Here is a 24,788-nt window from a genome sequence, read left to right as displayed (position 1 = left end):
CGCCTTCGATCTCCGAAGGCGGGAAAAGCTGTCGGCGCCGCGTCTCAGGCGGAGTCCATTCGTTTCTGTTATCGGCGCGCGCTTCAGGAACTTGAGGATTCTTCGATGCTCTTTGAAAGCCGTTTAACGGCTGATGGAGAGAAAACGTTTAGCGCAGCACGGCGAACTGCCACGCGAAAAACACCGCGAGCGACACGGCAATCGTCAAAAGCGGCCGTTTCGTGAACGCGCAAACGATGATCGCGACGATCGCAGCCACGAGCTGCGGATTGCGCCAGGTGATTTCCGCGCCGTTGCCGTGCGGCGAGACGGTCATCGGCACGATGATCGCGGTGAGCACCGTCACCGGCACGAACGAAAGCGCGGTGCGGACGATCGGCGGAAAGGGCAGGCGTTCGCCCAGCACGAACACGGCGGCGCGGATCGCAAACGTAACGGCCGCCATGCCGAAGATCAGCGTGACGTAGTTCATTGCGTGCGCTCCTTCGCGTTCTTCAGACGATGTTTCGCGTGGCCCTTCGCCTGCGGACGGTTTTCCATCAGCGTGAGCAGCATGCCGACGGCCACGCCGACGAACACCGCCGCGAGCAGGCCGAGCTTGTACGGCCAGCCTTGCCACGCGAAGGACAGGACGCCCGATGCGAGCGCCGCCGCGACGAAGCGCACGGCGACGAGCTGCGGCACGACGATCGCGATGAACGTCGCGACCATCGCGAAGTCGAGCCCGAGCGATTTCAGTCCGGGAAACGCGGCGCCGAACAGGAGGCCGAGGAGCGTCCACAACTGCCAGTTCAGATACATCGCGACGCCGGAGCCGAAGAAGTAGTGCGGCCCGATCTCGCCCGGCGCGCGCTTCCGATAGTGCGCGTAGGCGACGGCGAAGACCTCGTCGGTGAGCATGCCCGCGAGCGCCCAGCGCCAGCGGCGCGGCAGATGCGCGACATACGGCGCGAGCGTCGCGGAATAGAGCACATGACGCAGATTGACGACGAGCGTCGTCGCCAGAATGACGGCGAAGCTCGCGTGCGACGCGATCAGGCCGACCGCGATGAACTGCGCCGAGCCCGCGAACACGACGAGCGACATCAACTGGCCGTGCCAGAGCGTGAGCGGACTTGCGGTGACGAGCGTGCCGAAGATCACGCCGAAGGGCGCGGCGCCGATCATCATCGGGATGGTGTCGCGTGCGCCGGCGGCGAATTCGCGCAAAGGTGTTGCTTTCAAGATTTCCTCCTATGGAAGCGAGGATACGCAAAACGTCGATGAGAATGCTTGTACGTTCTTGCGCTTTCCCGAGGCCGGACCGCCTAACGCCAGCGGCCGGGCGGCACGCCGAACGTGCGCTTGAAATGGCGCGTGAAGTGACTCTGATCCGTGAAACCGCTCGCCGCCGCGACATCCGTCACGGATGCGCCCGCGCGCAACGCCGGCAGCGCGCGCACGATCCGCAGCTGATTGCGCCACGCATGCGGCGCGAGACCGGTTTCGCGCGTGAAGAGGCGCGCGGCGTGGAAGGTCGAGAGACCGACCGTCTGCGCGAGTTCGGCGAGCGTGACGGGTTCGAGGAGATCGTCGGCGAGGCGGGATTTCATCGTCGTGACGCGGTGCGCGTCGGCGGCGAGCGGCGCGATGCGCGGACGTTCGAGCGCGTGGCGTCCGAGCAGCGTCGTCACTGCATCGACGAGCGCCAGTTCCGCGGCGAGCGGGTCGGCGCCGTTTTCCAGCAGGCGATGCGCGATCTGCAAACGCCGCGCGAGATCGGGATCGCGGATGATTTCATCCGGAAACCACGGCGACGATTCCGGCCGCCCCGACAGGTCGCGCGCGAGAGTTTCGACGAACGGCACCGGCAGATAGAACACGCGATAGCGCCAGCCCGCATCGACGGCCCGCGCGCCGGTATGCACTTCGCCGGGATTGATCACCGGCACCGAACCGGCTTCGGCGACGTGATGCGCGCCGCGATAGTCGAAGCACTCCGCGCCGGCCTCGATCACGGGCACCGTATAGGCGTCATGCCAGTGCGGCGAGAATTCGTGATCGTAGTATTCGGCCGTGACCATGTCCGCGTCCGGCACGAGCGGCGAGCGCCAGTAGCGTGCGGCATTGCGGAAACGGTCGGCGTGCATGATCGAGCAATTCTGAGATAAGCGGAATCGCCCAGTTTACAACTTTGCTTCGCGCCCGGCCGGACAGTTGCGTGTCACTTCACCGGTATGGTCGTGCCCTCGGGCATCGGAACCGCCGTCACGCTGTTTTTCGGGCTGCCGGTCGCGATGCGGTCGCTGTAAGTCAGATAGACGAGCGTATTGCGTTTCGTATCGACGACGCGCACCACATGCAGCGTCTTGAAGATGAAAGACATGCCGGCCGAGAACACGTCGGTTTTCTGCTTGAGCGGTTCGGCTATCTTGATCGGCCCGACCTGGCGGCACGCGATCGACGCTTCCGTCGGATCTTCGGCGATGCCCAGCGTGCCTTTCACGCCGCCCGTGCGCGCGCGGGACACATAGCAGGTGACGCCCTGGACGAGCGGATCGTCGTACGCATCGACGGTCACGCGGTCCGATCCGGTGAAGCGGAAGTTGGTGTTGACGCTCGCGATTTCCTCCGCGTGCGCGAGTCCGGCGCCGGAGAAAAGTGCGAGCGATGCGGCGAGCGCGAGGACGGAGCGGTTCATCGTCATCCTTCGGAAAAGAGAAAGGGCGTCGTATTGTATCGACGCCCTTGGCTCTTCGATGCATCTCGTGCCCGCATGCGGTCAATGAAAGATCAGATACAGAATCACCAGCACGATGACCGGCACGCCGAGCAGCCATCCGAGTAGATAAGGCATGTTGTCCTCCTTCGCATGTTGTTTTCGACGGTTTCAGTATCGCGAGGATGCGCCGCCCGCGTTAGCCGTGCGTGTCCGAAATGCGTGTAGGCGACGTCCTATCATCACTTTCTTGCGGCTTACAGATTCGTAATGTGATTGGATCAGGCCGCGCGGTTTTTCTTCGCGGGAACATCGCGATACAGCGTGCGCACGTAATCGAGATGCGCGCCCGCGCACTCCCGCGCCCGCGCCGGATCGCGCGCTACGATCGCATCGAAGATCGCGCGATGCTGCGTCATCAGGTTCGCTTCGACTTCGTCGTCGTAATCGACGAGACGGTGCGACGTGAGCATCGATTCGCGCACCAGTTCATTGAGTCCGTGCATGACGTGCGTGAGCGCGACGTTGTGCGTCGCGTCCGCGATGGCGAGATGGAACGCCGCGTCTCTCTCCGCGATGCGCGTGCTTTTTTCGGCGACGGCGTTTTGCAGCGCGTCGAAGGCAGCGGCGATGCGCGCCAGATCGTCGTCGGTGGCGCGCTCGGCGGCGTAGGCGGTCGAGAGCGTTTCGAGGCCGTGGCGAAGTTCGAGAACGTCGGCGCTCGCGTTCGGTTGTTGCTCGAGCAGGGCGGCGAGCGGATGCGACACGAGCGGCGCGGTCACATCCGATACGACAAAACCGCCGCGCCCGGCCGCGCGGATGAATCCGTCCGACTCCAGACGGATCAACGCCTCCCGCAGCGACGGACGCGACACGTTCAACTGCTCCGCCAGATCGCGCTCGGCGGGCAGGCGCTGGCCCGGCAGCAGCGTGCCGTTCGAAATCAATTCCCGGATCTGTCCCGACACGACATCGGAGAGACGCACGCGGGCGTAGGAATGCGCATGGACGGGCTGGAAAGTCATCGTTCGACGTGAATGCGAGGTGAAAGCCGGGGAATGCCCGAGTTTGACACGAAAGAGGCATCTCATTAAAGTCTTGGTCAGACCAAGCTTACCAAATCGCCGAACCCGTCATGAAAGTCGCCTTGTTCGTCCCCTGTTTCATCGACGCTTTTTATCCGCAGGTCGGCATCGCCACGCTCGAACTGCTCGAACGGCTGGGCGTGGACGTCGACTATCCGCAGGATCAGACCTGTTGCGGCCAGCCGATGGCCAATAGCGGCGCACACAAGGAGGCTGCCGGCGCCGAGCGCGTGTTCGCGCGCAATTTCGCCGACTACGACTATGTCGTCGGGCCATCGGCGAGTTGCACGCATCACGTACGCGAGCATTTCACCGCGATCGAGCAGACGAGCGCCGTGCAGAAGGTGCGGCGCAACACGTTCGAGCTCGTCGAATTCCTGCACGACGTGCTGAAGGTGCGCGAGTTTCCGTGGGCCGAATTTCCGCACAAGGTCGGGCTGCACAACAGTTGCAGCGCGGTGCGGCATCTGCGCGAAACGTCGAATTCGGAAGTGGCCGGAACGCCGTATTCGAAGCCGCGCACGCTGCTCGAACGCGTGAGGGGTATCGAGTTTGTCGCGCCCGCGCGTGCCGACGAATGCTGCGGATTCGGCGGCACGTTCTCGGTGACGGAAGAGGCCGTCTCCGTGCGGATGGGTCAGGACAAGGTGCGCGATCACGTCGGCGCGGGCGCGGAGTACATCGTGTCGGGCGACATGTCGTGTCTCATGCATCAGCAAGGCTGCGCCGAGCGCATGAAAGCCGATGCGAAGTTCATCCACATCGCGCAGGTTCTGAACGGAGCGCGCGCATGAGCAAAAGCGTTCGGATCGATCACGCGAAGGCGGCGGGCGCGTTCCTGCAGAAGCCAGATCACGTCGCGTTCCACGACAAGCGTCTGTGGGACTTGCGCAGCAAGCGCGACGCGCAGGCGCACGGCATCCCCGAATGGGAGACGATGCGCAATCTCGCATCGGCGATCAAGGAACACACGCTGTCCAATCTCGCCGATTACATCGCGCAGTTCGTCGATCAGGCCGAGAAAAACGGCGTCGTCGTGCATTTCGCGGCGAACGCCGAGGAGCACAACGCGCTCGTCTTCAAGCTGATGAGCGAGCGCGGCATGACGTCGCTCGTGAAGAGCAAGTCGATGCTCACCGACGAGTGCTACATGCGCGACTATCTCGGACCGCGCGGCATCACGGTGATGGAAACCGATCTCGGCGAGCGCATCCAGCAACTCGATCATCAGGATCCGAGCCATATGGTCGTGCCGGCCGTGCACAAGCTGCGCGCGGACGTGGCCGAACTGTTCGGCAAGACGATCGGCACCGATCCGCGGAACAGCGACATCCACTATCTCGCGGAAAGCCAGCGCATGAACACGCGGCCGTATTTCGTGCGCGAGAAGACGGCGGGCATGACGGGCTGCAACTTCGCGGTCGCGGAGACGGGCACGGTCGTCGTGTGCACGAACGAGGGCAACGCGGATCTTTCGGCGAACGTGCCGCCGCTGCATATCGCGTCGATCGGCATCGAAAAGATCATTCCGACGATCAGCGATCTCGGCGTGTTCGTTCGAATGTTGTCGAGAAGCGCGCTCGGCTCGCCGATCACGCAGTACACGTCGCATTTTCGCGCGCCGCGTCCGGGCACGGAGATGCACTTCATCCTCGTCGATAACGGCCGCTCAGAACGCCTCGCGATGGACGATTTCTGGTACTCGCTCAAGTGCATCCGCTGCGGCGCGTGCATGAATACGTGTCCGGTGTATCGCAGAAGCGGCGGGCTTTCGTATGGCGGGACGTACTCCGGTCCGATCGGCGCGATCATCAATCCGACGCACGATTTGAAGCGCTATAGCGCGCTGCCGTTCGCGTCGACGATGAACGGCAGTTGCACGAACGTGTGTCCCGTGAAGGTGAACATTCACGAGCAGATCTACAAGTGGCGCGAGGTCATCGCCGAGAAGCACGAAGTGCCGTTCGTGAAGCAGGAAGTGCTGAAGATGGCGGGGCGCCTGCTCGCGAGCCCGACGCTCTATCGTGCGACGGTCGCATCGCTCGGCGGCGCGTTGAAGCGCCTGCCCAACTTCGTGCTCTACAACCCGCTCAATATCTGGGGACGCGGCCGCGATCTGCCCGAAGCGCCCGCCGAGACTTTTCACGAGTGGTACAGGAAAAACCGGAAGCTCGATAAATGACGACTCGCGAAGCTTTTCTCTCGAAGATCCGCGCGGCGCAGCCCCCATCGCGTCCGCGCCCGGACGTGCCCGTGTTCCCGTCGCCGGAAGGCGAACTGAAGGCGCGCTTTACGACCGCGCTCACCGCGATGGGCGGCACATGCGTCGAAGCGGCCCGTCTCGAAGACGTGAACGCGCTGATCGCGGCACGCTTTGCCGATGCGAAGGTGATTGCATCGGCGGTTCCGGGCGTCGACGGCACGCGGCCGCTTTCATCCGATACCGTGCCGGCATCGCTTCAGGATGTCGATGTGGGCATCGTGCGAGGGCGCTTCGGCGTCGCTGAAACGGGCTCGGTGTGGTTCAGCGAAGAAGAGTACGTCGTGAACGCGATCGGCTATCTGTCGCAGCATCTCGTCGTGCTGCTCGACCCGGCGCAACTCGTCGAGGGCTTGCAGCAGGTGTATCGACGCGACGATTTCAAATCGGCGCGCTATGCGGTACTCGTGACGGGGCCGTCGGCGACGGCGGATATCGAAGGCGTGCTGATTCGCGGCGCGCAGGGCGTGCGCTCGCTGACCGTCGTGTGGCTTGCGTGAAGCGATGAAGTCAGCGCACAAAGCAAAAAGCCCAGTCATGCGACTGGGCTTTTTGACAGAAGCTTTTGGCTCCCCGACCTGGGCTCGAACCAGGGACCTACGGATTAACAGTCCGGCGCTCTACCGACTGAGCTATCGGGGAACAACTGAAACATCTACAACTGAAATAAAAACTCAGCCAACTGACCGAGCTCTTTTGAAACCGACTTGCTGGAGTTTTTGGCTCCCCGACCTGGGCTCGAACCAGGGACCTACGGATTAACAGTCCGGCGCTCTACCGACTGAGCTATCGGGGAACATCTACAGCAGAGAAGCGGAATTATAGGGGGCTGCTTTTGGCGTGTCAACGCTCAATCTTCATTTGATACGCATTTTTTGCAATCAAATGAAGCGCGTGCGTCGGCGAGCGCAACAATCAACGCTCGAGCAGACTCAGCTTTTCCTTGACGTCCTTGAACTCGTCCGCTTCCGGAAGCGAACCTTTCGTCTTCGTGATGCTCGGCCAGTTACGCGCGAGTTCAGCGTTCAGTTCGGTGAAGTGCTGCTGGTCGCCAGGCACATCTTCTTCGGCGTAGATAGCGTTCACCGGGCACTCGGCGACGCACACGGCGCAGTCGATGCACTCGTCGGGATCGATCGCGAGAAAGTTGGGACCTTCGCGGAAGCAATCCACCGGGCACACGTCCACGCAATCGGTGTACTTGCACTTGATGCAGCTTTCGGTCACAACGTGAGTCATTCAGGCTCCTGCATGCGGAATTCGTGGGGGCGGCGCCCTGGCGGCTGCATGGGCCGGGAGGTGCGCTTGCCGAAACGCATATTGTAGCGTAACGGTAAAAGTGGGCGCGCGGCGCGCGAAGCGCTCTTTATATCGATTCGTGATGTATGTATGCGCGGCGTCGCAAAAGGGCGGGGCGCGGATCATGTCCGCGCGGACATTCGGGTAACATGACCCTAAAGGCCTCGGGCTGCGCGCTGGCAAGCAGGCAAAGCGCGCGGTCCATTCGCGTGGATGTTCCCGTCAGAACCATGATCATCAATTCGCTGCTCGATACCGACCTCTACAAGTTCACGATGATGCAGGTCGTGCTGCATCACTTCCCCGCGGCGCATGTCGAATATCGCTTCCGCTGCCGCACGCCGAATGTCGATCTCGTGCCGTATATCGATGAAATTCGCGACGAAGTGCGCCAGCTTTGCAATCTGCGCTTCAAGGAAGAGGAACTGGATTATCTGCGGCGCATGCGCTTCATCAAGAGCGACTTCATCGATTTCCTCGCGCTCTTCCATCTGAATGAAAAGTCGATCCGCATTTCGCCGTCGCCCAAGAAGAACGGCGAGATCGACATCGAGATCGAAGGGCCGTGGCTGCACACGATTCTCTTCGAGATTCCGGTGCTCGCGATCGTCAACGAAGTCTATTTCCGCAACACGCAGCGCAAGCCCGAGTACGAAACCGGCCGCGAGCGCCTGCGCGACAAGATCAAGCTGCTTGCCACGCCACCCGAATATTCGGACTGCAAGATCGCCGATTACGGCACGCGCCGCCGTTTTTCGGGGCAGTGGCACGAGGAAGTCGTGCTGACGCTGAAGGACAAGCTCGGTGCGCAGTTCGCCGGCACGAGCAACTGCTTCTATGCGATGAAGCACGGCTTGCGGCCGCTCGGCACGATGGCGCATGAGTACTTGCAGGCGTGTCAGGCGCTCGGCCCGCGTCTGCGCGACTCGCAGATCTTCGGCTTCGAGATGTGGGCGAAGGAATATCGCGGCGACCTCGGCATCGCGCTGTCGGACGTCTACGGCATGAAGGCGTTTCTGCGCGACTTCGACATGTACTTCTGCAAGCTGTTCGACGGCGCGCGCCACGATTCGGGCGATCCCTTCGATTGGGGCGAGCGCCTCATCCGGCATTACGAAGAAAACCGCTGCGACCCGCGCACCAAAGTGCTCGTGTTCTCCGACGCGCTCGATATCCCGAAGGTGCTGCAGCTGTACGAGCGTTTTCGCGGACGTTGCCAGCTCGCGTTCGGCGTCGGCACGAATCTCACCAACGATCTCGGCTATCAGCCGCTGCAAATCGTCATCAAGATGGTTCGATGCAACGGTCAGCCGGTCGCGAAACTCTCCGATTCGCCCGGCAAAAACATGTGCGACGACAAGGCGTATCTCGCCTATCTGCGTCAGGTCTTCGGCATCGAGCAGCCGGTCGGCGACGACTGAGCGACGCGCATTCGTCCATTCGGCCTATGCCGTTCGGCCGAGGTTCGTGCGTGTATGCCGCTCGCTATAATTCGGACGCGTCGTAAATCATCGCGGCGCGCACGAATCTCAAGCACGCCAACACGAGGACGGCACCATGGATACATCGGACGCGCGCCGCAATATTCTCGCGCGCATTCGCAGCGCGCAGGGCCGTCGCGGCACGGCTACGGATGCCGAGCGCGCTGGCGCAGACGAGTATGTCGAGCGACATCCGGCGGGTCCGCGTCCTCCGTTGCCTCAGACGCGTGACGAGCTGATCGCGCGCTTCACGCTCGAAGCGGAGCGTCTCTCCACGACCGTCGCCGAAGTCGAATCGCTCGACGATGCGCCCGCCGAAGCCGTGCGCTATCTCCAGTCGCTGAACCTTCCCGTCGATGTCGTCGCGTGGCCCGCGCTTGCTCATCTGCGCTGGTCCGAAGCGGGCATTCGGGCGGCGTTTCGCAAGCCTGCCGATGAAGATCTCGTCGGCATCACCGGCTGCTTCTGCGCGACGGCTGAAACCGGTTCGCTCGTGCTGCTCTCGGGCGCGCAGACGCCCGCATCCGGCGCGCTCTTGCCGCAGACGCATATCGCGATCGTGCCGGCGTCGCGCATCGTCGCCGCGCATGAAGATGCATTCGCGTTGATGCGCGCCGAGCGCGGCGAGTTGCCGCGCGCGGTGAACTTCGTGTCGGGTCCGTCGCGCACCGGCGATATCGAACAGACCATCGTGCTCGGCGCGCATGGGCCGTATCGCGTGCATGTGATCGTCGTGCGCGGAGCGTGAGTCAATGCGGCGTCTGGTTTTGTACGTGCCTTGCGCGATGCTGGCGCTGATCGCGGCGCCGGCCGCTGCTGCGACGCTCGACGGCGCGACGCTCCCGGCCACATGGGGCATACCGTTCGTCGGCATCCTGCTTTCCATCGCGGTGTTTCCGCTCGTCGCGCCGAAGGTTTGGCATCACCATTTCGGCAAGATCGCGGCGGGGTGGGCGATCGCGTTCCTCGCGCCGTTCGCGCTTGCGTTCGGTGTCGGCACGGCGGGCAGCGTGCTCGTCCACGCGATGCTCGAAGAGTACGTGCCGTTCATCATTCTGCTCGCAGCGCTGTATACGGTCGCGGGCGGCATTTGCGTGCGCGGCAACCTGCACGGCTCGGCTCATCTCAATACCGGACTGCTCGCACTCGGCACCGCGCTCGCGAGCGTCATGGGCACGACGGGCGCGGCCATGCTGCTGATCCGTCCGCTTTTGCGCGCGAACGACAATCGCAAGCACGTCGTGCATGTCGTCGTGTTCTTCATCTTTCTCGTCGCGAACGCAGGCGGCTCGCTCACGCCGCTCGGCGATCCGCCGCTTTTTCTCGGCTTTCTCAACGGCGTCGGCTTCTTCTGGACTACCGTGCATCTCGCGCTGCCGATGCTCTTCGTCTGCGCCGTGCTCCTCGCGGTGTTCTTCGTGCTGGACGGTTTCTACTGGCGCAGGCACGACGCGCGGCCCGCGTTTCTCGACCCGACGCCGGATACGCCTCCGCTTGGCATCGACGGCAAGATCAATTTCGCGCTGCTCGCGGCGATCGTCGTGCTCGTGCTGATGAGCGGCATCTGGAAACCCGGCATCACGTTCGACATCTTCGGCACGCATGTCCAGTTGCAGAATCTCGTGCGCGACGTGCTGCTCGTCGCCGTGCTGCTCGCATCGCTCGCGCTCACGCCGAAAAGCGCGCGCGCGGGCAACGCGTTCGACTGGGCGCCCATCGAGGAAGTCGCGAAGCTTTTCGCGGCGATCTTCATCACCATCGCGCCGGTCATCACGATCCTGCGCGCGGGTGAATCGGGCGCGTTCGCGGGCATCGTGCACGCGGTGTCGGATGCGCAGGGCAAGCCCGTCGACATCGCGTATTTCTGGGCGACCGGTCTTCTGTCGTCGTTTCTCGACAACGCGCCGACCTACCTCGTCTTCTTCAATCTCGCGGGCGGCGACGCACGCACGCTCATGACCACCGACGCCACGACGCTCGCCGCCATCTCCGCGGGCGCGGTCTTCATGGGCGCGAACACGTATATCGGCAATGCGCCGAATTTCATGGTGAAGGCGATCGCCGAATCGCGCGGCGTACGCATGCCGAGTTTCTTCGGTTTCATGGCGTGGTCGGGCGCGATTCTCTTGCCGCTTTTCGCCGTTCTGGGCTGGCTATTTTTCTAGGAGCAACCGATGAAGAAGAAAGTGCTGGTAGCGCGTCCCACATTTCCCGACGTGATCGAGCGACTGAAGCAGCATTTCGATGTCGATGTGAATCTCGGCGACGTGCTCCCGCAGGAAGAATTCGCGCGGCGTCTCGCCGACAAGGACGGCGCGTTCACGGCGGGCGAGATGGTCGGCGAGAAAGAGCTCTCGGGCGCGCCGAATCTGAAGGTCGTTGCGAACATGGCGGTCGGCTACAACAACTTCGACATGCAGGCGTTCGACGCGCACAAGGTGCTCGGCACCAACACGCCCAACGTGCTGAACGAAACCACGGCCGATTTCGGCTGGGCGCTGATGATGGCGGCGGCGCGTCGCGTCACCGAATCCGAGCACTTTCTGCGCGCGGGCAAGTGGCAGAAGTGGTCGTTCGACTCGTTCCTCGGCACCGATGTCTACGGCTCGACGCTCGGCGTGATCGGCATGGGGCGCATCGGGCAGGCGCTGGCGCGGCGCGCGGCCGGCTTCAACATGCGCGTGATGTATCACAACCGTTCGCGCGTCGCGCCGGAAATCGAGCGCGAGCTGAATGCCGAGTACGCGTCGAAGGAAGATCTGCTCAAGCGCGCGGATCATGTCGTGCTCGTCGTGCCTTACTCGAAGGAAAGCCATCATACGATCGGCGCGGCCGAACTCGCGCTGATGAAGCCGACGGCGACGCTGACGAATATCGCGCGCGGCGGCATCGTCGACGATGCGGCGTTGATCGCGGCGTTGCGCGACAAGCGCATCGCGGCGGCGGGCATCGACGTGTTCGAGGGCGAGCCGAATTTCAACCCGGATTTCCTGCTGCTCGACAACGTCGTGCTGACGCCGCATATCGCGAGCGCGACCGAAGGCACGCGCCGCGCGATGGCCAATCTCGCGGCCGACAATCTCATCGCCGCGCTGGGCGAAGGGCCGCGCGCAGGCAATCCGCCGAACCCGATCAATCCGGACGTACTGAAGAAATGATGGAACTGCTGGTTGGCGCGATCGCCCTGCTGGCGATCGCGCTGGTGGTCTCGCTCGTCGCGCTCGTCATGTCGATGCGGCGCAATTCGAACGCGGTCATCTTCGACGAGTTCGAAGCGCTCACCGATCGCGTCAACGACATGGGCGAGGCACACGCGCGCGCGCAGGAACGGCTCGAACGCGGCTTGCGTGGCGATATCGCGGAGAGCGCGCGCGTCTCGCGCATGGAATCGCAAAGCGGCTTCGCGCAATTCCATCAGACGCTTTCGACGCAACTGGCGAGCACGTCGAACGTGCAGAACGCGCAATTCGACGCGCTTGCGCAGCAGCTCGCACAGCAAAGCCAGCAGGCGCGCGAGGATCAGGGCAACGCGTTGAAGCGCTTCGCCGATTCCATGTCGCTGCATCTCGCGCAGCTTTCCGAAGCGAACGAGCGGCGGCTCGGCGAAGTGCGCGCGACGCTCGAAGCGCGCCTGAAGGACATCGAGGCGAACAACGCGACGAAGCTCGACGAGATGCGCCGCACCGTCGACGAAAAGTTGCACGCGACGCTGGAGCAACGGCTCGGCGAGTCGTTCAAGCTCGTCTCCGACAGGCTGGAGCAGGTGCATCGGGGACTCGGCGAGATGCAGACGCTCGCGGCGGGTGTCGGCGATCTGAAGAAGGTGCTGACCAACGTCAAGACGCGCGGCATCTGGGGCGAAGTGCAGCTCGAAGCGCTGCTGGAACAGTTGCTCACGCCCGATCAGTACGCGAAGAACGTCGCGACGGTTCCGAAGAGCAACGAACGCGTCGAGTTCGCGATCAGGCTGCCTGGCCGGCACGACGCGCCGGGTGCGCCGGGCGACGTGGCTACGCCCGTGTGGCTGCCCATCGACGCGAAATTTCCGCGCGAGGACTACGAGCGTCTGATCGATGCGCAGGAACGCGCGGACCCGGCCGGTGTCGAGGACGCGTCGCGCGCGCTGGAAGGGCGCTTGCGCGCGGAGGCGAAATCGATCGCGCAGAAGTACGTTGCGCCGCCGCACACGACGGACTTCGCATTGCTCTTCCTGCCGACCGAAGGTCTCTACGCGGAAGTCTTGCGCCGTCCTGGCCTGAGCGATTCGTTGCAGCGCGAGTTTCGCGTGACCGTCGCGGGACCCACGACGCTGACCGCGCTCCTCAACAGCCTGCAGATGGGCTTCCGCACGCTGGCCATCGAGAAGCGTTCCAGCGAAGTGTGGCAGGTGCTCGGCGCGGTGAAGACCGAGTTCGGCAAGTTCGGCGAAGTGCTGGCGCGAACAAAGTCGCAGCTCGAAACGGTGACGCGCTCGATCGAAGCGGCGCAGACGCGCACGCGGCAGATGGGCAAGCGCCTTCGGGATGTCGAGGCGTTGCCCGGCCAACAGGCGGCGGGATTGTTGGGCGAGGCGTTCGGCGATCCGTCATCGCCCGAAGGCGACGACGAGCCGTGATGCAGGACGCGATTCAGGACGCGAGGCGTTCGAGCGGCTCGCCCGTCACGCGCACGATGCGCCAGTCGGGCAGCACGGTCGCGCCCATCTTTTCGTAGAAATCGATGGCGTTCTGATTCCAGTCCAGCACCGACCATTCGAAGCGGCCGCACTGGCGCTCGACCGCGAGCGCGGCGAGCTTCTTCAGCATCAGCGTCCCGAGGCCGCTGCCGCGCATCGAAGGACGCACGTAGAGGTCTTCGAGATACAGGCCGCGCTTGCCGAGGAAGGTCGAGAAGTTCTGGAAGAAGAGCGCATAGCTGACGATTTCGCCTTCGACTTCCGCGACGAGCGCTTCAGCGGCCGGTCGTGCGCCGAAGAGCGCGTCATGCACGCCTTGCTCCGTCGCGATGAACAGATGCGTGAGCTTCTCGAACTCGGCCAGCTCGTACATCAGGCCGAAGATCGCGGCGACGTCGGCGGGCGAGGCCGCGCGGATGATCGGGGCGCTCACGCTTCCTCCGGCGCGTCGGAGAGCACGATCTCGATGCCGCCGAAACGCGAGGCCACCCAGTTGTACGCGTGGCACGCGATCCACAGCAGGATGAAACCGAGAATCGCGTTCAGGAGCAGCGCGCTCGTGACGGTGCTCACTTCCACCGAGCCGTATCGCACGAACGCGACCACGACGCCGAGCAGCACAATGGGCACGCTGAAAGTCAGGTACACGAGAATCAGCGCCTTGGCGGTCTGTCCCGGTGCGATGAATGAAATCTGCTTTTTCATGGAAGGAAAGCCCCGTCTATCGATGTAGGAATGTTTGTACCGGCTGGCGGCGGCGCCGGATCAGATCAGGCCGTCGAACGGCACGATTTCGACTTCGTCGCCCGCTTCGACGTCGCCGCGCGCGTGCTCGAGCACGATGAAGCAGTTCGCTTCGCTCATCGAACTCAGCACGCCGGAACCCTGCGGACCGGTAGTGACGACGCGAAAGCGCCCGTCGTCGTCGCGCGTCGCGATTCCGCGCTGGAACTCGGTGCGGCCCGCGCGCTTTTTCATCGGCTCGGCGGCGCGCGCGCGGATGACGGTGAGCGGCTGGCGCATCGCGCCCGACATCGCCAGAAGCGCCTCGCGCACGATGAAGTAGAACGTCGCCATTACGGCGACCGGGTTCCCCGGCAACCCGAAGAAGAGCGCCGACTCGCCCGCGCCCGGGCGCTCGCCCGACCACAGCCGGCCGAATGCCAGCGGGCGGCCGGGGCGCATCGCGATCTTCCAGAAGGCGACGTCGCCGAGCGAATTCATCAGCGCGCGCGTGAAGTCCGCATCGCCAACCGACACGCCGCCCGAACTGATGACGACATCGGCGCTTTCGGTCGCATGACGCAGCGCCTTTTCGAGCGAGGCGCGATCGTCGCGCACGATACCCAGATCGACGGTTTCGACGCCGAGCCGCTTGAGCATTGCGAAGAGCGTGTAGCGATTACTGTCGTAAAGGCTGCCAGGGTTCAGCGTTTCGCCGACCGAACGCAATTCGTCGCCCGTCGAAAAGAAGGCGACGGTGAGCCGCCTGCGAACCGACACTTCGCCGATACCGAGCGACGCGAGCAAACCGAGATCCGACGCCCGCACGACGCGACCCGCGAGCAGCGCCGGCTTGCCTTTCGCGAGATCCTCGCCGGAGAGGCGGCGATTCTGGCCGGCACGGATCGTCGCCGGCGAAAAGCGGATCGCGTCGCCTTCGCGCGTGACGAACTCCTGCGGCACGACCGTGTCGCAGCCGGGCGGGATGAGCGCGCCCGTCATGATCCGCACGCATTGATCCGCGCCCGGCGCGCCTTCGAACGGCCGTCCGGCGAGCGCCGTGCCCGCGACGGACAAGCCGACCGTATCGCCACCGCGCGAGAGCACATCGCCGGCGAACGCGTAGCCGTCCATCGCGGAATTGTCGTAAGCGGGAACGTCGATGGGCGAGATCACATCCTCGGCGAGCACGCGGCCGAGCGCGTCGAACAGGCTCACGCGCTCGATCTGCGCGTCCCGCATGCGCGGCATGGCCCACTGACGCACGATTTCCTGCGCGGCTTCAACGGGCAGCGCATTCGGATCGTAGTGGGCGACGCAGGCGGAAAAATCCTTGGACGTGGTCATGAATCGGCGTGGATCGCGGCCGGAATCCGGCGAAGCAGCACGTGGCCGCGCGGTGGTTGAGCGCCCGCAATGGCGATGTGAGCGGGCAGCCGGTTGAACGAGTCAGCGGCGTTCCAGATCGGCGAGCTGCTGTAAATCGTTGATATTGTAAAACGCGCGTTCGTCGTGAAATTGGACTTCCACCGCCTTGTGGCGCGCGTACCACGCGCGCACCTTGCGCTCGCCCGCGTCCAGCCAGGCGTCCAGGTCGTCGGCGAGCGATGTACGCAGCAACGCGAAAACGGGGTGGGCCATGACTTCGCCCGACGCGTCGATTGTTGCTGCGTATGCAACGTCGCCGCCGTGCGCGTCGAGTGCTTGCATCAACGCGGCGCCGATGTGTTCGTCGACGAAAGGGGCGTCGCAAGGCGCGGTCAGAACGAATTCGGTGCTCGCAACGCGCAACGCAGCGGCGATGCCGGCGAGCGGCCCGGGGAAATCCGCGCGCGCGTCCGCGACAACGCGCGCGCCGAATGCCGCGCCGAGGCGCGCGTAGTCTTCGATGGAACGATTTGCGCTGATCAGAAGCGCGCCCGCCTGAGGCGCGATGCGCCGCATCACGTGCAACGCGAGCGGCTCACCGCGAAACGGCTGCATGCCCTTGTCGATGCCGCCCATGCGCGAGCCGCGTCCGCCCGCGAGCACGAGCGCCGTGACGCTGGACGATGAATGAGCGCTCAGCACGAACGATCCGCCGCGCTCAGCCGCCGATGTACGACATCTCGACGCGACGTGCATCGTCGCGAGATGGCGCCGACGCGCTGCCGCGCAATTGCGAATACCGGTCGCCGCGCGCCTCCCAGATTCGCGCGATGGCTGTGGCGACTTCGTCGTCGCCCGCGCCGCTGCGGATCAGTCCGCGCAGGTCGTGGCCGGAAACCGCGAAGAGACACAGATACAGCTTGCCTTCCGTCGAGAGCCGGGCACGCGTGCACGAGTCGCAAAACGCGCGTGTGACGCTCGAAATCACGCCGATTTCACCGCTGCCGTCGCGATAGCCCCAGCGCTGCGCCGTTTCCGCGGCCGTGTGGGCTTCGAGCGGTTCCAGCGGAAAGTGCGCGTCGATGCGTTCGACCACTTGCACCGAAGGCAGCACTTCGCTCATGTTCCAGCCGTTCGACGCGCCGACATCCATATATTCGATGAAACGCAGAACCGCGCCGCTGCCTTTGAAATGGCGCGCCATCGGGACGATTTCCTGATCGTTCGTGCCGCGCTTCACGACCATGTTCACCTTGATCGGAGCGAGCCCGGCGGCTTGCGCCGTCTCGATGCCGTTCAGCACGTCGGCGACCGCGAAATCGGCATCGTTCATGCGGCGAAAGAGGGCGTCGTCGAGCGCATCGAGGCTCACTGTGACGCGCGACAAACCCGCGTCCTTCAGCGACTTCGCCTTGCGCGCGAGGAGCGAGCCGTTCGTCGTGAGCGTCAGATCGAGCGGGCGGCCTTCCGGCGTGCGCAACAGCGCGAGCCGCTCGATCAGGAATTCGATGTTCTTGCGCAGAAGCGGCTCGCCGCCCGTAAGGCGAATCTTTTCCACGCCATGCGCAACGAATACGCGCGCGAGGCGCTCGATTTCCTCGAACGAAAGCAGGGCGGCGTGCGGGAGAAACTGGTAATCCTTATCGAACACTTCGCGTGGCATGCAGTACACGCAGCGAAAGTTGCAGCGATCTGTCACGGAAATGCGCAAATCCCGCAATGGGCGCGCGAGCGTGTCCGTGAGCAGCCCGGACGGCGATGTCGCGGCGCCGGAGAAATCCGGGATCGCGCTGACATCGGCGAGAGGAATGATGCGTCGGGGCATGATGACTCGGGGCTCGGCTCGGCCGCTTCGGCCTTGTTCGAATAATGGTTGGATCGTTCCATTCTAACGGAAGCGGGACATCGGGACGCACTGCCACGGAGTCGCGGTTTTCCCTCGGTTCAGCCGTTCTACGACGCAAAAAAACGCCATCGATCGGGGATCGATGGCGTTTCTGGCTTTTGCCCGTTCACCGGAGTGAACGGGACGCGCGCGCTTAGTGGGCCTGCTTGCTGGTTTCCACTTGCTGCATGGGCGCGGTGTCGGCCGGCGGAAGTGCCTTGCGTTCGCGCGGCACGCGCACCGCAGCCGGCTCGCGTGCGGCGGCGGCATTGGCTTCGCGCAGCTTGCCTTCGTCGGTGTTCACCCAGACGAGGCCCGCACGCTCCAGCATCGGCTGAAGGGTGTCGACGGCGATCGGCGTCGACGTTGCAGGCGCGGCGGGCGCAGCGACCTTCACCGGCTCGGCGACGACTGCGACAGGCTCCGGCGCGAAGACCGGCGCTTGCGTCTGCGCTTGCGCGATCTCGACCGGCTTCACTGGCTCGACGGCCGTCGCTTCGGGCGTCGATGCGACAGCGGCGGTCTTCACCGGCTCGGCGACTTCGGCAGGCTCGGCCGCGACCGGCTCGACGGGCGTCGGCGCCGTTTCCACGGGCTTCGGCTCTTCGGATGCGACCGGCGCGAACGCGGGTGCGAACGGATCGGCCAATTTCGTCTCGGCGACCTTCGGCTCCGGACCGAACGGATTCTCGACCTGCGGTGCCGGAGCGGGCTTGGCGAAGAGATCGAAGTTCGTCGGTTCGGGCGTTTGCGCCTTCAGTTCGAAAGGCTCGGCCTCAACAGTCTTGGCGACCGGCGCTTCCTCCGCAGCGGCGGGCGCTTGCTCTTGCGGCTTCGCTTCGAGGGGCTGAGCGGCCGGTTGCTGCACCGACGCTTCCACCGGTTGCGGCGCGGCCGGGCGGGGTTCGCGACGTGCAGCCGCTTCCTGCGCGGCTTCCGCATCAAACACGCCGGCTTGCGCCGAGGTGCTCTCTGCTGCGCCTTCTGCTTCGGCGACGTCCGCCGCGTGGTTCACCGTCATGCCGTCTTCTTCGCGCTCGCGACGACCGCCACGACGCCCACGGCGACGGCGACGACGCTCTTCGCCGTCACGTGCGGCCGCCGCGTCGGATGCCGCATCGATGCCGGTCACTTGCGCGTCCGCATTGGCTTGCGCCGCTTCGACGATTTCCGACGGCACCGTTTCGCCTTGCGTCAGCGCCTCGACGGCGGCTTCCGGTTGCGGCTTGCGACGCTCGCCGCGTTCCGCGCGCTCGGTTCGTTCAGCGCGGTCACCACGCTCGGCGCGTTCGCCACGATCCGGACGCTCGCGGCGTTCCGGACGTTCGGTCGCTTCCGGACGCGCTGCGCGTTCCGCGTTGCGGTCGCGCGCTTCACGCGGTTCGCGTGGCTCGCGTGCCTCACGCGGCTCGCGTGCTTCGCGTGCCTCGCGCAGTTCACGACCTTCGCGTCCGCCACGCGCCTCGCGATCCTCGCGACGGCCGCCCTGGCGCGCGGCGCCGTTGGCGCCCGCCGCCGTGCCTGCCGCAGCGCCTTCGCGCGCGGCGCCGCCGCTACGGCGATTGCGGTTGCGATCGCCGCCGCCGGTGCGTTCACCGCGTTCGCGCGGCGCGCGCGTGGCCGGTTGTGCTTCGACCGGAGCCGGCGCGGGTTGCGGCGCAGGCTGAATGCCGAACAGATTCTTGATCCACGCGATGAATCCGCCGCTCGCCGGAACGGGCGTCGGCGCGGGCGCGGCCTCGACGGGCGCGGGCTTCACCGGCGCGCTCGGCGCGGGCTTCTCGGGCGTGATGCCCTTCACGGCGGCCTCCTGCTTCGGCTTCACCTCTTCGGTGCGCTTGCTGTAGCCGGTCTCCGATTCGAGCTCGCTCGCCGCTTCGACGGCCATCTTCCACGACGCGCGCGGATCGTCGAGACGCGCATCGTCGTGACGCAGACGCTCCAGCTTGTAGTGCGGCGTTTCGAGATGCTTGTTCGGAATCAGGACGACATTGACCTTGAAGCGCGACTCGATCTTGTTGATTTCCGAGCGCTTTTCGTTGAGCAGGAAGGCGGTCACCTCGACCGGCACCTGGCAATGGATCGCCGCGGTGTTTTCCTTCATCGCTTCTTCCTGAATGATCCGCAGCACTTGCAGCGCGGACGATTCGGTATCGCGGATGTGACCCGTGCCGTTGCAGCGCGGGCAGGTCACGTGGCTGCCTTCCGACAGCGCCGGACGCAGGCGCTGACGCGACAGTTCCATCAGGCCAAAGCGCGAAATCTTGCCCATTTGTACGCGGGCGCGGTCGTGCTTCAACGCATCTTTCAGGCGCTGCTCGACTTCGCGCTGGCTCTTGGCCGATTCCATGTCGATGAAATCGATCACGATCAGCCCGCCCAGATCGCGCAGACGAAGCTGACGCGCGACTTCGTCGGCGGCTTCGAGATTGGTGCGCGTCGCGGTTTCCTCGATGTCCGCGCCCTTGGTCGCGCGCGCCGAGTTCACGTCGATGGCGACGAGCGCCTCGGTGTGATCGATCACGATCGCGCCGCCCGACGGCAGCGGCACCGTGCGCGAGTACGCGGTTTCGATCTGATGCTCGATCTGGAAGCGCGAGAAGAGCGGCACGTCGTCGTGATAGCGCTTCACCTTCGAGAGGTTGTCGGGCATCACGATATCCATGAAGGCGCGCGCCTGGTCATGGATTTCGGTCGTGTCGATGAGAATTTCGCCGATATCCGGCTGGAAGTAGTCGCGAATCGCGCGGATGACGAGGCTCGATTCGAGATAAATGAGCATCGGCTGGCCGGCGACGCCGCTCTGCGACGCGGCTTCGATCGCGCGCCACAGTTGCATCAGGTAGTTCAGGTCCCACTGGAGCTCTTCCGCCGAACGGCCGATACCCGCCGTGCGCGCGATGATGCTCATGCCTTCCGGCAGTTCGAGCTGCGCCATCGTTTCGCGCAGTTCCTGCCGTTCGTCGCCTTCGATGCGGCGCGACACGCCGCCGCCGCGCGGGTTGTTCGGCATCAGGACGAGGTAACGTCCGGCCAGCGAGATGAACGTGGTCAGCGCCGCGCCCTTGTTGCCGCGCTCTTCCTTCTCGACCTGGACGATGAGTTCCTGGCCTTCGCGCAGCGCGTCCTGAATGCGCGCGGAGCGCATCTCGACGCCATCGCGGAAATACTGGCGGGCGACTTCCTTGAACGGCAGGAAGCCGTGGCGGTCTTCGCCGTAGTTGACGAAGCAGGCTTCGAGCGACGGCTCGATGCGGGTGACGACTCCCTTGTAGATGTTGCCTTTGCGCTGTTCGCGCCCGGCGGTTTCGATGTCGATATCGATGAGCTTCTGCCCATCGACGATGGCGACGCGCAATTCCTCTTGCTGCGTCGCGTTAAACAGCATTCGTTTCATGAAACGGCTCCAGAATGGCTCCGTCCTCCCTCGTCGTGCGAATCGGCGTCGGTGACTGATACATCACGCGCGCGAAGCGGGAAGGTGGGCGTGCCACGCTTTTTTGTGTGTTGTCACAAAGCACGCTGGAGCGGGACTTCTGGCGGGAGAATTGCCGAAAGCAGGCCGCGGCTTCCGCATCGGACAGCCGCGCCGTGGGGCGCATTGCGAAGCAACTGCGAGACGTACGACAGATCGCTCGGCTCGTGGCGAGGATGAACGGCGGCGCTGCGGCTCCGCGTCTCAAAATGGACGCGCCGAACCGGCCTGCGCTCTTGCAAAGAGCCTGATTCCTCCCAACGGCGGCCGCGAGGAAGAGCGGTCTCGCGCAAACCGGCGCGATGCTTCGTAACCGATCCTCTTTGCTGCCTTGCCGCGCCGGCACGGCCGCGGGCCCGACTTGTTTCTGTCGGCTCCCGTCGGCTCGCGGCCGCATGTCTCGCCTCGTTTGCGGCGTTGTCGCGCTTCGCAGAAATCAGCGCAGCAGCGATTTCGCCGTCAGTTGTTCGCAAAATCGGCGAGCGTCGATTTGCCTTTTTCTCCCGCTCGACGGCAGGGTCGATCCGGGCTGGCATCCGGTTTTGCCGGGCGCCGTCGCTTCTCGCCGATAAAATTCTTTTTGACCAAAAATCCGTTACCGTCGGCGATCGACTCGACCGAACGCGCCTGTGGGCTCCGTCCTTGCCGGTGATATCGCCGTGCGTGCAACTCGTCGCTCTCGATTTTCCGGGTGAGCAACCGACCTTGGGCGCAAGTAAAATGATGGTTTATCGCTTGCACCGATACAGTCTGAATAATTCGGCCGCTGCTTGATCCTAAGCGTCGACCTTTTCAGGCTGCTCGCAAATTATATTCAGAATGAATGAGTTAGGCAAAACATCCCATAAACAGGTCGCAAGCGAACAAGTGTCGATGATCGAAGTCGACGAAACGGCCGCCGGTCAGCGGATCGACAATTTTTTGCTGCGCGTCTGCAAGGGCGTCCCGAAGAGCCATATTTACCGCATTCTCCGAAGTGGCGAAGTGCGCGTGAACAAGGGACGCATCGACGCGGCTTACCGGCTCGAACTGGGCGATCTCGTGCGCGTGCCGCCGATCCGCATCGCGCAGCAGGACGCGGCGCCGGTGTCGTCGAACGCGCCCGCCGCCGAATTCCCGATTCTCTTCGAGGACGACCATCTGATCGTCATCGATAAACCGTCCGGCGTCGCGGTGCATGGCGGCAGCGGCGTCGCGTTCGGCGTCATCGAGCAGTTGCGCAATGCGCGGCCGCACGCAAAATTTCTCGAACTGGTGCATCGGCTGGATCGCGAGACGTCGGGCGTGCTCATGCTCGCCAAGAAGCGCCAGGCGCTCGTCGGGCTGCACGAGCAGATTCGCGAAAATCGGGTCGACAAGCGCTATTACGCGTGCGGTCACGGCGACTGGCAGAGCGACTGGGGCCGCCGGCGCATCGTCAAGGCGCCGTTGCATAAATATGTCGCAGCGGATGGCGAGCGGCGCGTGCGAATCCAGGAGAACGGGCTGCCGTCGCATACGGTCTTCAATCTGATCGAGCGCTGGCGCGACTACGCGTGGGTCGAGGCAGAGCTGAAAACCGGCCGCACGCACCAGATTCGCGTGCACATGGCGAGCATCGGCCTGCCGATCGCGGGCGACGCCAAATACGGCGATTTCACGCTGAACAAGGAATTGGCCCGCCCGAGCGCGAAGCCGTCGCTGAAACGCATGTTTTTGCACGCGTATCGACTGAAAATCACGCACCCGGCGACGGGCGAGCCGCTGCAATTCGAAGCGCCGCTGCCCGTCGAGTGCAAACGGTTCATCGAACAACTGAAAAACCGGGAGACCGAGTAAATGGCGCGGCAGCAATTCGATCTGATCGTTTTCGACTGGGACGGCACGCTGATGGATTCGACCGTCCACATCACGCGCAGCATTCAGGCCGCGTGCCGCGACCTCGGGCTGCCGGTTCCCGCCGATGAATCCGCGAGCTATGTGATCGGCCTCGGCCTGAAGGACGCGCTGCAGATATGCGCGCCGACGCTCGATCCGTCCGACTATCCGCGCCTGGCCGAACGTTACCGCTTCCATTTCCTGACGATGGGCCAGAAAACCGAACTCTTCGGCGGCGTGCGCGAACTGCTGCAGGAATTGCGCGATCTCGGCTATTTTCTCGCGGTCGCGACGGGCAAGAGCCGCGTCGGGCTGAATCGCGCGCTCGACGAATCGCGGCTCACGAGCCTCTTCGACAGCACGCGCTGCGCGGACGAAACGTTCTCGAAGCCGCATCCCGCAATGTTGCAGGAACTCACGCGCGAGCTCGGGCAGGATCTCGGGCGCACGGTGATGATCGGCGACACGACGCACGATCTGCAGATGGCGATCAACGCGGGCGCGGCGGGCGTCGGCGTCGGTTATGGCGCGCATCCGGCCGATTCTCTCGCGGCGCTCAAGCCGCAGTACTGCGCCGACAGCGTCGCGTCGCTCGCCGGCTGGCTGCGGGAGCACGCATGAGCGAACCGGTGCGGGTATGCGCGTCCGACGAACTCGTCGATGGCGGCGCGGGCGTGCGCGTCAACGCGACCGAAGCGAGCGGCGACGCGGTCGTGTTCTTCGTCCGATACGGCGGCGAAGCGTTCGGTTATCTGAACCGGTGCGCGCACGTGCCGATGGAGCTCGACTGGAACGAGGGCCAGTTCTTCGAAAGCTCGGGCCTATACTTGATGTGCGCGACGCACGGGGCGATCTACGAGCCCGATACCGGCAAATGCGTCGGCGGTCCTTGCCGCGGCGCGCGCCTGCGGGCCGTGACGGTCGAAGAGCGCGACACGCCGGAAGGGCGCGCGGTCTTCTGGCTGCCCGACGACGCCGTGCGTCCCGCCTGATTCAATCTCTACACATCCACGACGCATGTCCGACAACATTCCGCCGCGCAATAACGACAACTGGGAGCGCGAAGCGCTCGAACGCATCGCGCTCGCCGCGATTCGCGAGCAGCGCGCCGCGCGTCGCTGGCGCATCTTCTTTCGCTTCCTGTTTCTCGGCGTGATCGCGCTGATCGCCTGGGGCGTGTTCGATTTCACCGGCGATCGTGCCGCGAAGGCTGGCAAGCACACGGCGCTCATCGATCTGCAGGGCGAGATCTCCGCGAACAGCGATGCCAGCGCCGACAACATCGACGGTGCGCTACAGAGCGCGTTCGAGGACGAGAACACGGCGGGCGTGATTCTGCGCATCAACAGTCCGGGCGGCAGTCCGGTGCAGGCGGGAATCATCAACGGCGAAATCCGGCGGCTGCGCGCGAAGTATCCGAAGACGCCGCTGTACGTGGTCGTCGACGACATGTGCGCGTCGGGCGGCTATTACGTCGCGGCGGCGGCGGACAAGATTTACGTCGACCGCGCGAGCATCGTCGGCTCGATCGGCGTGCTGATGGACGGCTTCGGCTTCACGGGCCTGATGGACAAGCTCGGCATCCAGCGCCGCATGCACACGTCGGGCGCGAACAAGGGCGCGTTCGACCCGTTCTCGCCGGAAACACCCGCGATGAACGCGCACGCGCAGGAAATGCTCGATCAGATCCACACGCAGTTCATCGATGCCGTGAAGCTCGGGCGCGGCAAGCGTCTGAAAGACGATCCGGAGCTGTTCTCGGGCATGTTCTGGACCGGCGAAAAGAGCGTCGAGCTCGGTCTCGCCGATGGTTTCGGCGACGCCAGCTATGTCGCGCGCGAGGTCATCAAGCAGCCGGATATCGTCGATTACACGCAAAAGGAAAGCATCAGCGAGCGTGTGGTGCGGCGCTTCGGCGCATCCGTGGGCGATGCCGCCATGCGCGCGCTCACGCTCGGCGGCAAGCCCCAGTTGCGCTGAGT

At 64.4% G+C, this 24,788-nt stretch carries 25 protein-coding genes and 2 tRNA genes; 13 read left to right on the top strand and 14 right to left on the bottom strand.

Annotated features, from left to right (window positions below; all coding sequences use genetic code 11):
* Positions 1-148: 148 nt before the first annotated feature.
* From LDZ23_RS09910 to LDZ23_RS09890, 5 genes are all read right to left on the bottom strand, one after another.
* Positions 149-472, bottom strand: coding sequence for a branched-chain amino acid transport AzlD family protein (locus LDZ23_RS09910; RefSeq protein WP_008342300.1), 324 nt, complete (start codon positions 470-472; stop codon positions 149-151).
* Complete coding sequence (locus tag LDZ23_RS09905) at positions 469-1,170, bottom strand: AzlC family ABC transporter permease (protein ID WP_085955274.1); 702 nt, start codon at positions 1,168-1,170, stop codon at positions 469-471. Before LDZ23_RS09905 ends, LDZ23_RS09910 begins: the two co-directional genes overlap by 4 nt.
* A gap of 137 nt (positions 1,171-1,307) precedes the next feature.
* Positions 1,308-2,129 carry a helix-turn-helix transcriptional regulator gene (locus LDZ23_RS09900; RefSeq protein ID WP_008342298.1) on the bottom strand — a complete coding sequence of 274 codons (822 nt, stop codon included), beginning with the start codon at positions 2,127-2,129 and terminating at the stop codon, positions 1,308-1,310.
* Between the two features lie 74 nt (positions 2,130-2,203).
* Positions 2,204-2,680, bottom strand: coding sequence for a CreA family protein (locus LDZ23_RS09895; protein ID WP_008342297.1), 477 nt, complete (start codon positions 2,678-2,680; stop codon positions 2,204-2,206).
* 299 nt (positions 2,681-2,979) lie between these two features.
* Positions 2,980-3,723 carry a FadR/GntR family transcriptional regulator gene (locus tag LDZ23_RS09890; protein WP_034472660.1) on the bottom strand — a complete coding sequence of 248 codons (744 nt, stop codon included), beginning with the start codon at positions 3,721-3,723 and terminating at the stop codon, positions 2,980-2,982.
* Positions 3,724-3,833: 110 nt separating this feature from the next.
* Between LDZ23_RS09890 and LDZ23_RS09885 the strand changes: the two genes are divergently transcribed.
* The 3 genes from LDZ23_RS09885 to LDZ23_RS09875 are packed head-to-tail and all read left to right on the top strand — an operon-like array spanning position 3,834 to position 6,543.
* Entirely contained in the window at positions 3,834-4,577 is a 744-nt protein-coding gene (locus tag LDZ23_RS09885) for a (Fe-S)-binding protein (protein ID WP_008342295.1), read from the top strand.
* A complete protein-coding gene (locus LDZ23_RS09880; protein WP_008342293.1) occupies positions 4,574-5,965 on the top strand; it encodes a lactate utilization protein B in 1,392 nt (463 codons plus the stop codon). Before LDZ23_RS09885 ends, LDZ23_RS09880 begins: the two co-directional genes overlap by 4 nt.
* On the top strand, positions 5,962-6,543 hold the full coding sequence (locus LDZ23_RS09875) for a LutC/YkgG family protein (protein WP_008342291.1): 582 nt from the start codon (positions 5,962-5,964) through the stop codon (positions 6,541-6,543). Before LDZ23_RS09880 ends, LDZ23_RS09875 begins: the two co-directional genes overlap by 4 nt.
* Positions 6,544-6,609: 66 nt before the next feature.
* Here the strand turns inward: LDZ23_RS09875 and LDZ23_RS09870 are convergent.
* From LDZ23_RS09870 to fdxA, 3 genes are all read right to left on the bottom strand, one after another.
* Positions 6,610-6,685 (bottom strand) — tRNA-Asn (locus LDZ23_RS09870).
* A 78-nt stretch (positions 6,686-6,763) separates the two neighbouring features.
* A tRNA-Asn gene (locus tag LDZ23_RS09865) sits at positions 6,764-6,839 on the bottom strand.
* A 119-nt stretch (positions 6,840-6,958) separates the two neighbouring features.
* On the bottom strand, positions 6,959-7,282 hold the full coding sequence (fdxA, locus tag LDZ23_RS09860) for a ferredoxin FdxA (RefSeq protein WP_008342289.1): 324 nt from the start codon (positions 7,280-7,282) through the stop codon (positions 6,959-6,961).
* A gap of 290 nt (positions 7,283-7,572) precedes the next feature.
* Between fdxA and pncB the strand changes: the two genes are divergently transcribed.
* The 5 genes from pncB to LDZ23_RS09835 all read left to right on the top strand — a co-directional run bounded on the left by pncB (position 7,573) and on the right by LDZ23_RS09835 (position 13,438).
* A complete protein-coding gene (gene pncB / locus LDZ23_RS09855; RefSeq protein WP_008342288.1) occupies positions 7,573-8,763 on the top strand; it encodes a nicotinate phosphoribosyltransferase in 1,191 nt (396 codons plus the stop codon).
* A 136-nt stretch (positions 8,764-8,899) separates the two neighbouring features.
* Positions 8,900-9,571 carry a LutC/YkgG family protein gene (locus LDZ23_RS09850; protein ID WP_008342286.1) on the top strand — a complete coding sequence of 224 codons (672 nt, stop codon included), beginning with the start codon at positions 8,900-8,902 and terminating at the stop codon, positions 9,569-9,571.
* Positions 9,572-9,575: 4 nt separating this feature from the next.
* A complete protein-coding gene (locus LDZ23_RS09845; RefSeq protein WP_008342283.1) occupies positions 9,576-10,988 on the top strand; it encodes a sodium:proton antiporter in 1,413 nt (470 codons plus the stop codon).
* A 9-nt stretch (positions 10,989-10,997) separates the two neighbouring features.
* Positions 10,998-11,981: a 2-hydroxyacid dehydrogenase gene (locus LDZ23_RS09840; protein WP_008342282.1), complete on the top strand. Its 984-nt coding sequence runs from the start codon at positions 10,998-11,000 to the stop codon at positions 11,979-11,981.
* Positions 11,978-13,438, top strand: coding sequence for a DNA recombination protein RmuC (locus LDZ23_RS09835; protein ID WP_033537092.1), 1,461 nt, complete (start codon positions 11,978-11,980; stop codon positions 13,436-13,438). The genes LDZ23_RS09840 and LDZ23_RS09835 overlap by 4 nt, the downstream gene beginning before the upstream one ends.
* 13 nt (positions 13,439-13,451) lie before the next feature.
* Here the strand turns inward: LDZ23_RS09835 and LDZ23_RS09830 are convergent, their stop codons facing one another.
* From LDZ23_RS09830 to LDZ23_RS09805, 6 genes are all read right to left on the bottom strand, one after another.
* Positions 13,452-13,871, bottom strand: coding sequence for a GNAT family N-acetyltransferase (locus tag LDZ23_RS09830; RefSeq protein ID WP_051078884.1), 420 nt, complete (start codon positions 13,869-13,871; stop codon positions 13,452-13,454).
* Between the two features lie 56 nt (positions 13,872-13,927).
* Entirely contained in the window at positions 13,928-14,203 is a 276-nt protein-coding gene (locus LDZ23_RS09825; RefSeq protein WP_008342276.1) for a hypothetical protein, read from the bottom strand.
* A 60-nt stretch (positions 14,204-14,263) separates the two neighbouring features.
* Positions 14,264-15,568: a molybdopterin molybdotransferase MoeA gene (gene moeA / locus LDZ23_RS09820; RefSeq protein ID WP_008342275.1), complete on the bottom strand. Its 1,305-nt coding sequence runs from the start codon at positions 15,566-15,568 to the stop codon at positions 14,264-14,266.
* A 102-nt stretch (positions 15,569-15,670) separates the two neighbouring features.
* Complete coding sequence (gene mobA, locus LDZ23_RS09815) at positions 15,671-16,225, bottom strand: molybdenum cofactor guanylyltransferase MobA (protein WP_235366333.1); 555 nt, start codon at positions 16,223-16,225, stop codon at positions 15,671-15,673.
* Positions 16,226-16,307: 82 nt separating this feature from the next.
* Positions 16,308-17,414 carry a GTP 3',8-cyclase MoaA gene (gene moaA / locus LDZ23_RS09810; protein ID WP_008342271.1) on the bottom strand — a complete coding sequence of 369 codons (1,107 nt, stop codon included), beginning with the start codon at positions 17,412-17,414 and terminating at the stop codon, positions 16,308-16,310.
* 214 nt (positions 17,415-17,628) lie between these two features.
* Positions 17,629-20,871, bottom strand: coding sequence for an Rne/Rng family ribonuclease (locus tag LDZ23_RS09805; RefSeq protein WP_244807474.1), 3,243 nt, complete (start codon positions 20,869-20,871; stop codon positions 17,629-17,631).
* Positions 20,872-21,366: 495 nt separating this feature from the next.
* Between LDZ23_RS09805 and LDZ23_RS09800 the strand changes: the two genes are divergently transcribed.
* From LDZ23_RS09800 to LDZ23_RS09780, 5 genes are read left to right on the top strand one after another with little or no spacing between them, the layout of a single operon-like run.
* Complete coding sequence (locus LDZ23_RS09800; protein WP_144403826.1) at positions 21,367-21,723, top strand: hypothetical protein; 357 nt, start codon at positions 21,367-21,369, stop codon at positions 21,721-21,723.
* Positions 21,724-21,768: 45 nt separating this feature from the next.
* Complete coding sequence (locus tag LDZ23_RS09795) at positions 21,769-22,767, top strand: RluA family pseudouridine synthase (protein ID WP_033537091.1); 999 nt, start codon at positions 21,769-21,771, stop codon at positions 22,765-22,767.
* On the top strand, positions 22,768-23,427 hold the full coding sequence (locus LDZ23_RS09790) for an HAD-IA family hydrolase (RefSeq protein ID WP_008342265.1): 660 nt from the start codon (positions 22,768-22,770) through the stop codon (positions 23,425-23,427). It abuts the gene before it with no gap.
* Positions 23,424-23,798, top strand: coding sequence for a Rieske (2Fe-2S) protein (locus LDZ23_RS09785; RefSeq protein WP_008342264.1), 375 nt, complete (start codon positions 23,424-23,426; stop codon positions 23,796-23,798). Before LDZ23_RS09790 ends, LDZ23_RS09785 begins: the two co-directional genes overlap by 4 nt.
* Before the next feature lie 25 nt (positions 23,799-23,823).
* Positions 23,824-24,786, top strand: a complete 963-nt coding sequence (locus tag LDZ23_RS09780; RefSeq protein ID WP_008342262.1) for a S49 family peptidase — start codon at positions 23,824-23,826, stop codon at positions 24,784-24,786.
* Positions 24,787-24,788 lie beyond the last annotated feature (2 nt).

The organism is Caballeronia zhejiangensis (genome assembly GCF_022879815.1).
GTDB lineage: Bacteria > Pseudomonadota > Gammaproteobacteria > Burkholderiales > Burkholderiaceae > Caballeronia > Caballeronia zhejiangensis.
This window is presented reverse-complemented; position numbering and strand designations above follow the sequence as displayed.

Excerpts from the sequence above, each read along its gene's own strand:
- LDZ23_RS09795 (WP_033537091.1), top strand. The coding sequence starts at position 21,769 with ATGAATGAGTTAGGCAAAACATCCCATAAACAGGTCGCAAGCGAACAA.
- pncB (WP_008342288.1), top strand. The coding sequence starts at position 7,573 with ATGATCATCAATTCGCTGCTCGATACCGACCTCTACAAGTTCACGATG.
- moeA (WP_008342275.1), bottom strand. The coding sequence starts at position 15,568 with ATGACCACGTCCAAGGATTTTTCCGCCTGCGTCGCCCACTACGATCCG.
- LDZ23_RS09825 (WP_008342276.1), bottom strand. The coding sequence starts at position 14,203 with ATGAAAAAGCAGATTTCATTCATCGCACCGGGACAGACCGCCAAGGCG.
- LDZ23_RS09880 (WP_008342293.1), top strand. The coding sequence starts at position 4,574 with ATGAGCAAAAGCGTTCGGATCGATCACGCGAAGGCGGCGGGCGCGTTC.
- LDZ23_RS09840 (WP_008342282.1), top strand. The coding sequence starts at position 10,998 with ATGAAGAAGAAAGTGCTGGTAGCGCGTCCCACATTTCCCGACGTGATC.
- LDZ23_RS09835 (WP_033537092.1), top strand. The coding sequence starts at position 11,978 with ATGATGGAACTGCTGGTTGGCGCGATCGCCCTGCTGGCGATCGCGCTG.
- LDZ23_RS09905 (WP_085955274.1), bottom strand. The coding sequence starts at position 1,170 with ATGATGATCGGCGCCGCGCCCTTCGGCGTGATCTTCGGCACGCTCGTC.
- LDZ23_RS09785 (WP_008342264.1), top strand. The coding sequence starts at position 23,424 with ATGAGCGAACCGGTGCGGGTATGCGCGTCCGACGAACTCGTCGATGGC.
- LDZ23_RS09805 (WP_244807474.1), bottom strand. The coding sequence starts at position 20,871 with ATGAAACGAATGCTGTTTAACGCGACGCAGCAAGAGGAATTGCGCGTC.
- moaA (WP_008342271.1), bottom strand. The coding sequence starts at position 17,414 with ATGCCCCGACGCATCATTCCTCTCGCCGATGTCAGCGCGATCCCGGAT.
- LDZ23_RS09875 (WP_008342291.1), top strand. The coding sequence starts at position 5,962 with ATGACGACTCGCGAAGCTTTTCTCTCGAAGATCCGCGCGGCGCAGCCC.
- LDZ23_RS09900 (WP_008342298.1), bottom strand. The coding sequence starts at position 2,129 with ATGCACGCCGACCGTTTCCGCAATGCCGCACGCTACTGGCGCTCGCCG.
- LDZ23_RS09845 (WP_008342283.1), top strand. The coding sequence starts at position 9,576 with ATGCGGCGTCTGGTTTTGTACGTGCCTTGCGCGATGCTGGCGCTGATC.
- LDZ23_RS09890 (WP_034472660.1), bottom strand. The coding sequence starts at position 3,723 with ATGACTTTCCAGCCCGTCCATGCGCATTCCTACGCCCGCGTGCGTCTC.
- LDZ23_RS09850 (WP_008342286.1), top strand. The coding sequence starts at position 8,900 with ATGGATACATCGGACGCGCGCCGCAATATTCTCGCGCGCATTCGCAGC.
- LDZ23_RS09780 (WP_008342262.1), top strand. The coding sequence starts at position 23,824 with ATGTCCGACAACATTCCGCCGCGCAATAACGACAACTGGGAGCGCGAA.
- LDZ23_RS09885 (WP_008342295.1), top strand. The coding sequence starts at position 3,834 with ATGAAAGTCGCCTTGTTCGTCCCCTGTTTCATCGACGCTTTTTATCCG.
- LDZ23_RS09895 (WP_008342297.1), bottom strand. The coding sequence starts at position 2,680 with ATGAACCGCTCCGTCCTCGCGCTCGCCGCATCGCTCGCACTTTTCTCC.
- fdxA (WP_008342289.1), bottom strand. The coding sequence starts at position 7,282 with ATGACTCACGTTGTGACCGAAAGCTGCATCAAGTGCAAGTACACCGAT.
- LDZ23_RS09790 (WP_008342265.1), top strand. The coding sequence starts at position 22,768 with ATGGCGCGGCAGCAATTCGATCTGATCGTTTTCGACTGGGACGGCACG.
- mobA (WP_235366333.1), bottom strand. The coding sequence starts at position 16,225 with ATGGGCGGCATCGACAAGGGCATGCAGCCGTTTCGCGGTGAGCCGCTC.
- LDZ23_RS09830 (WP_051078884.1), bottom strand. The coding sequence starts at position 13,871 with ATGTACGAGCTGGCCGAGTTCGAGAAGCTCACGCATCTGTTCATCGCG.
- LDZ23_RS09910 (WP_008342300.1), bottom strand. The coding sequence starts at position 472 with ATGAACTACGTCACGCTGATCTTCGGCATGGCGGCCGTTACGTTTGCG.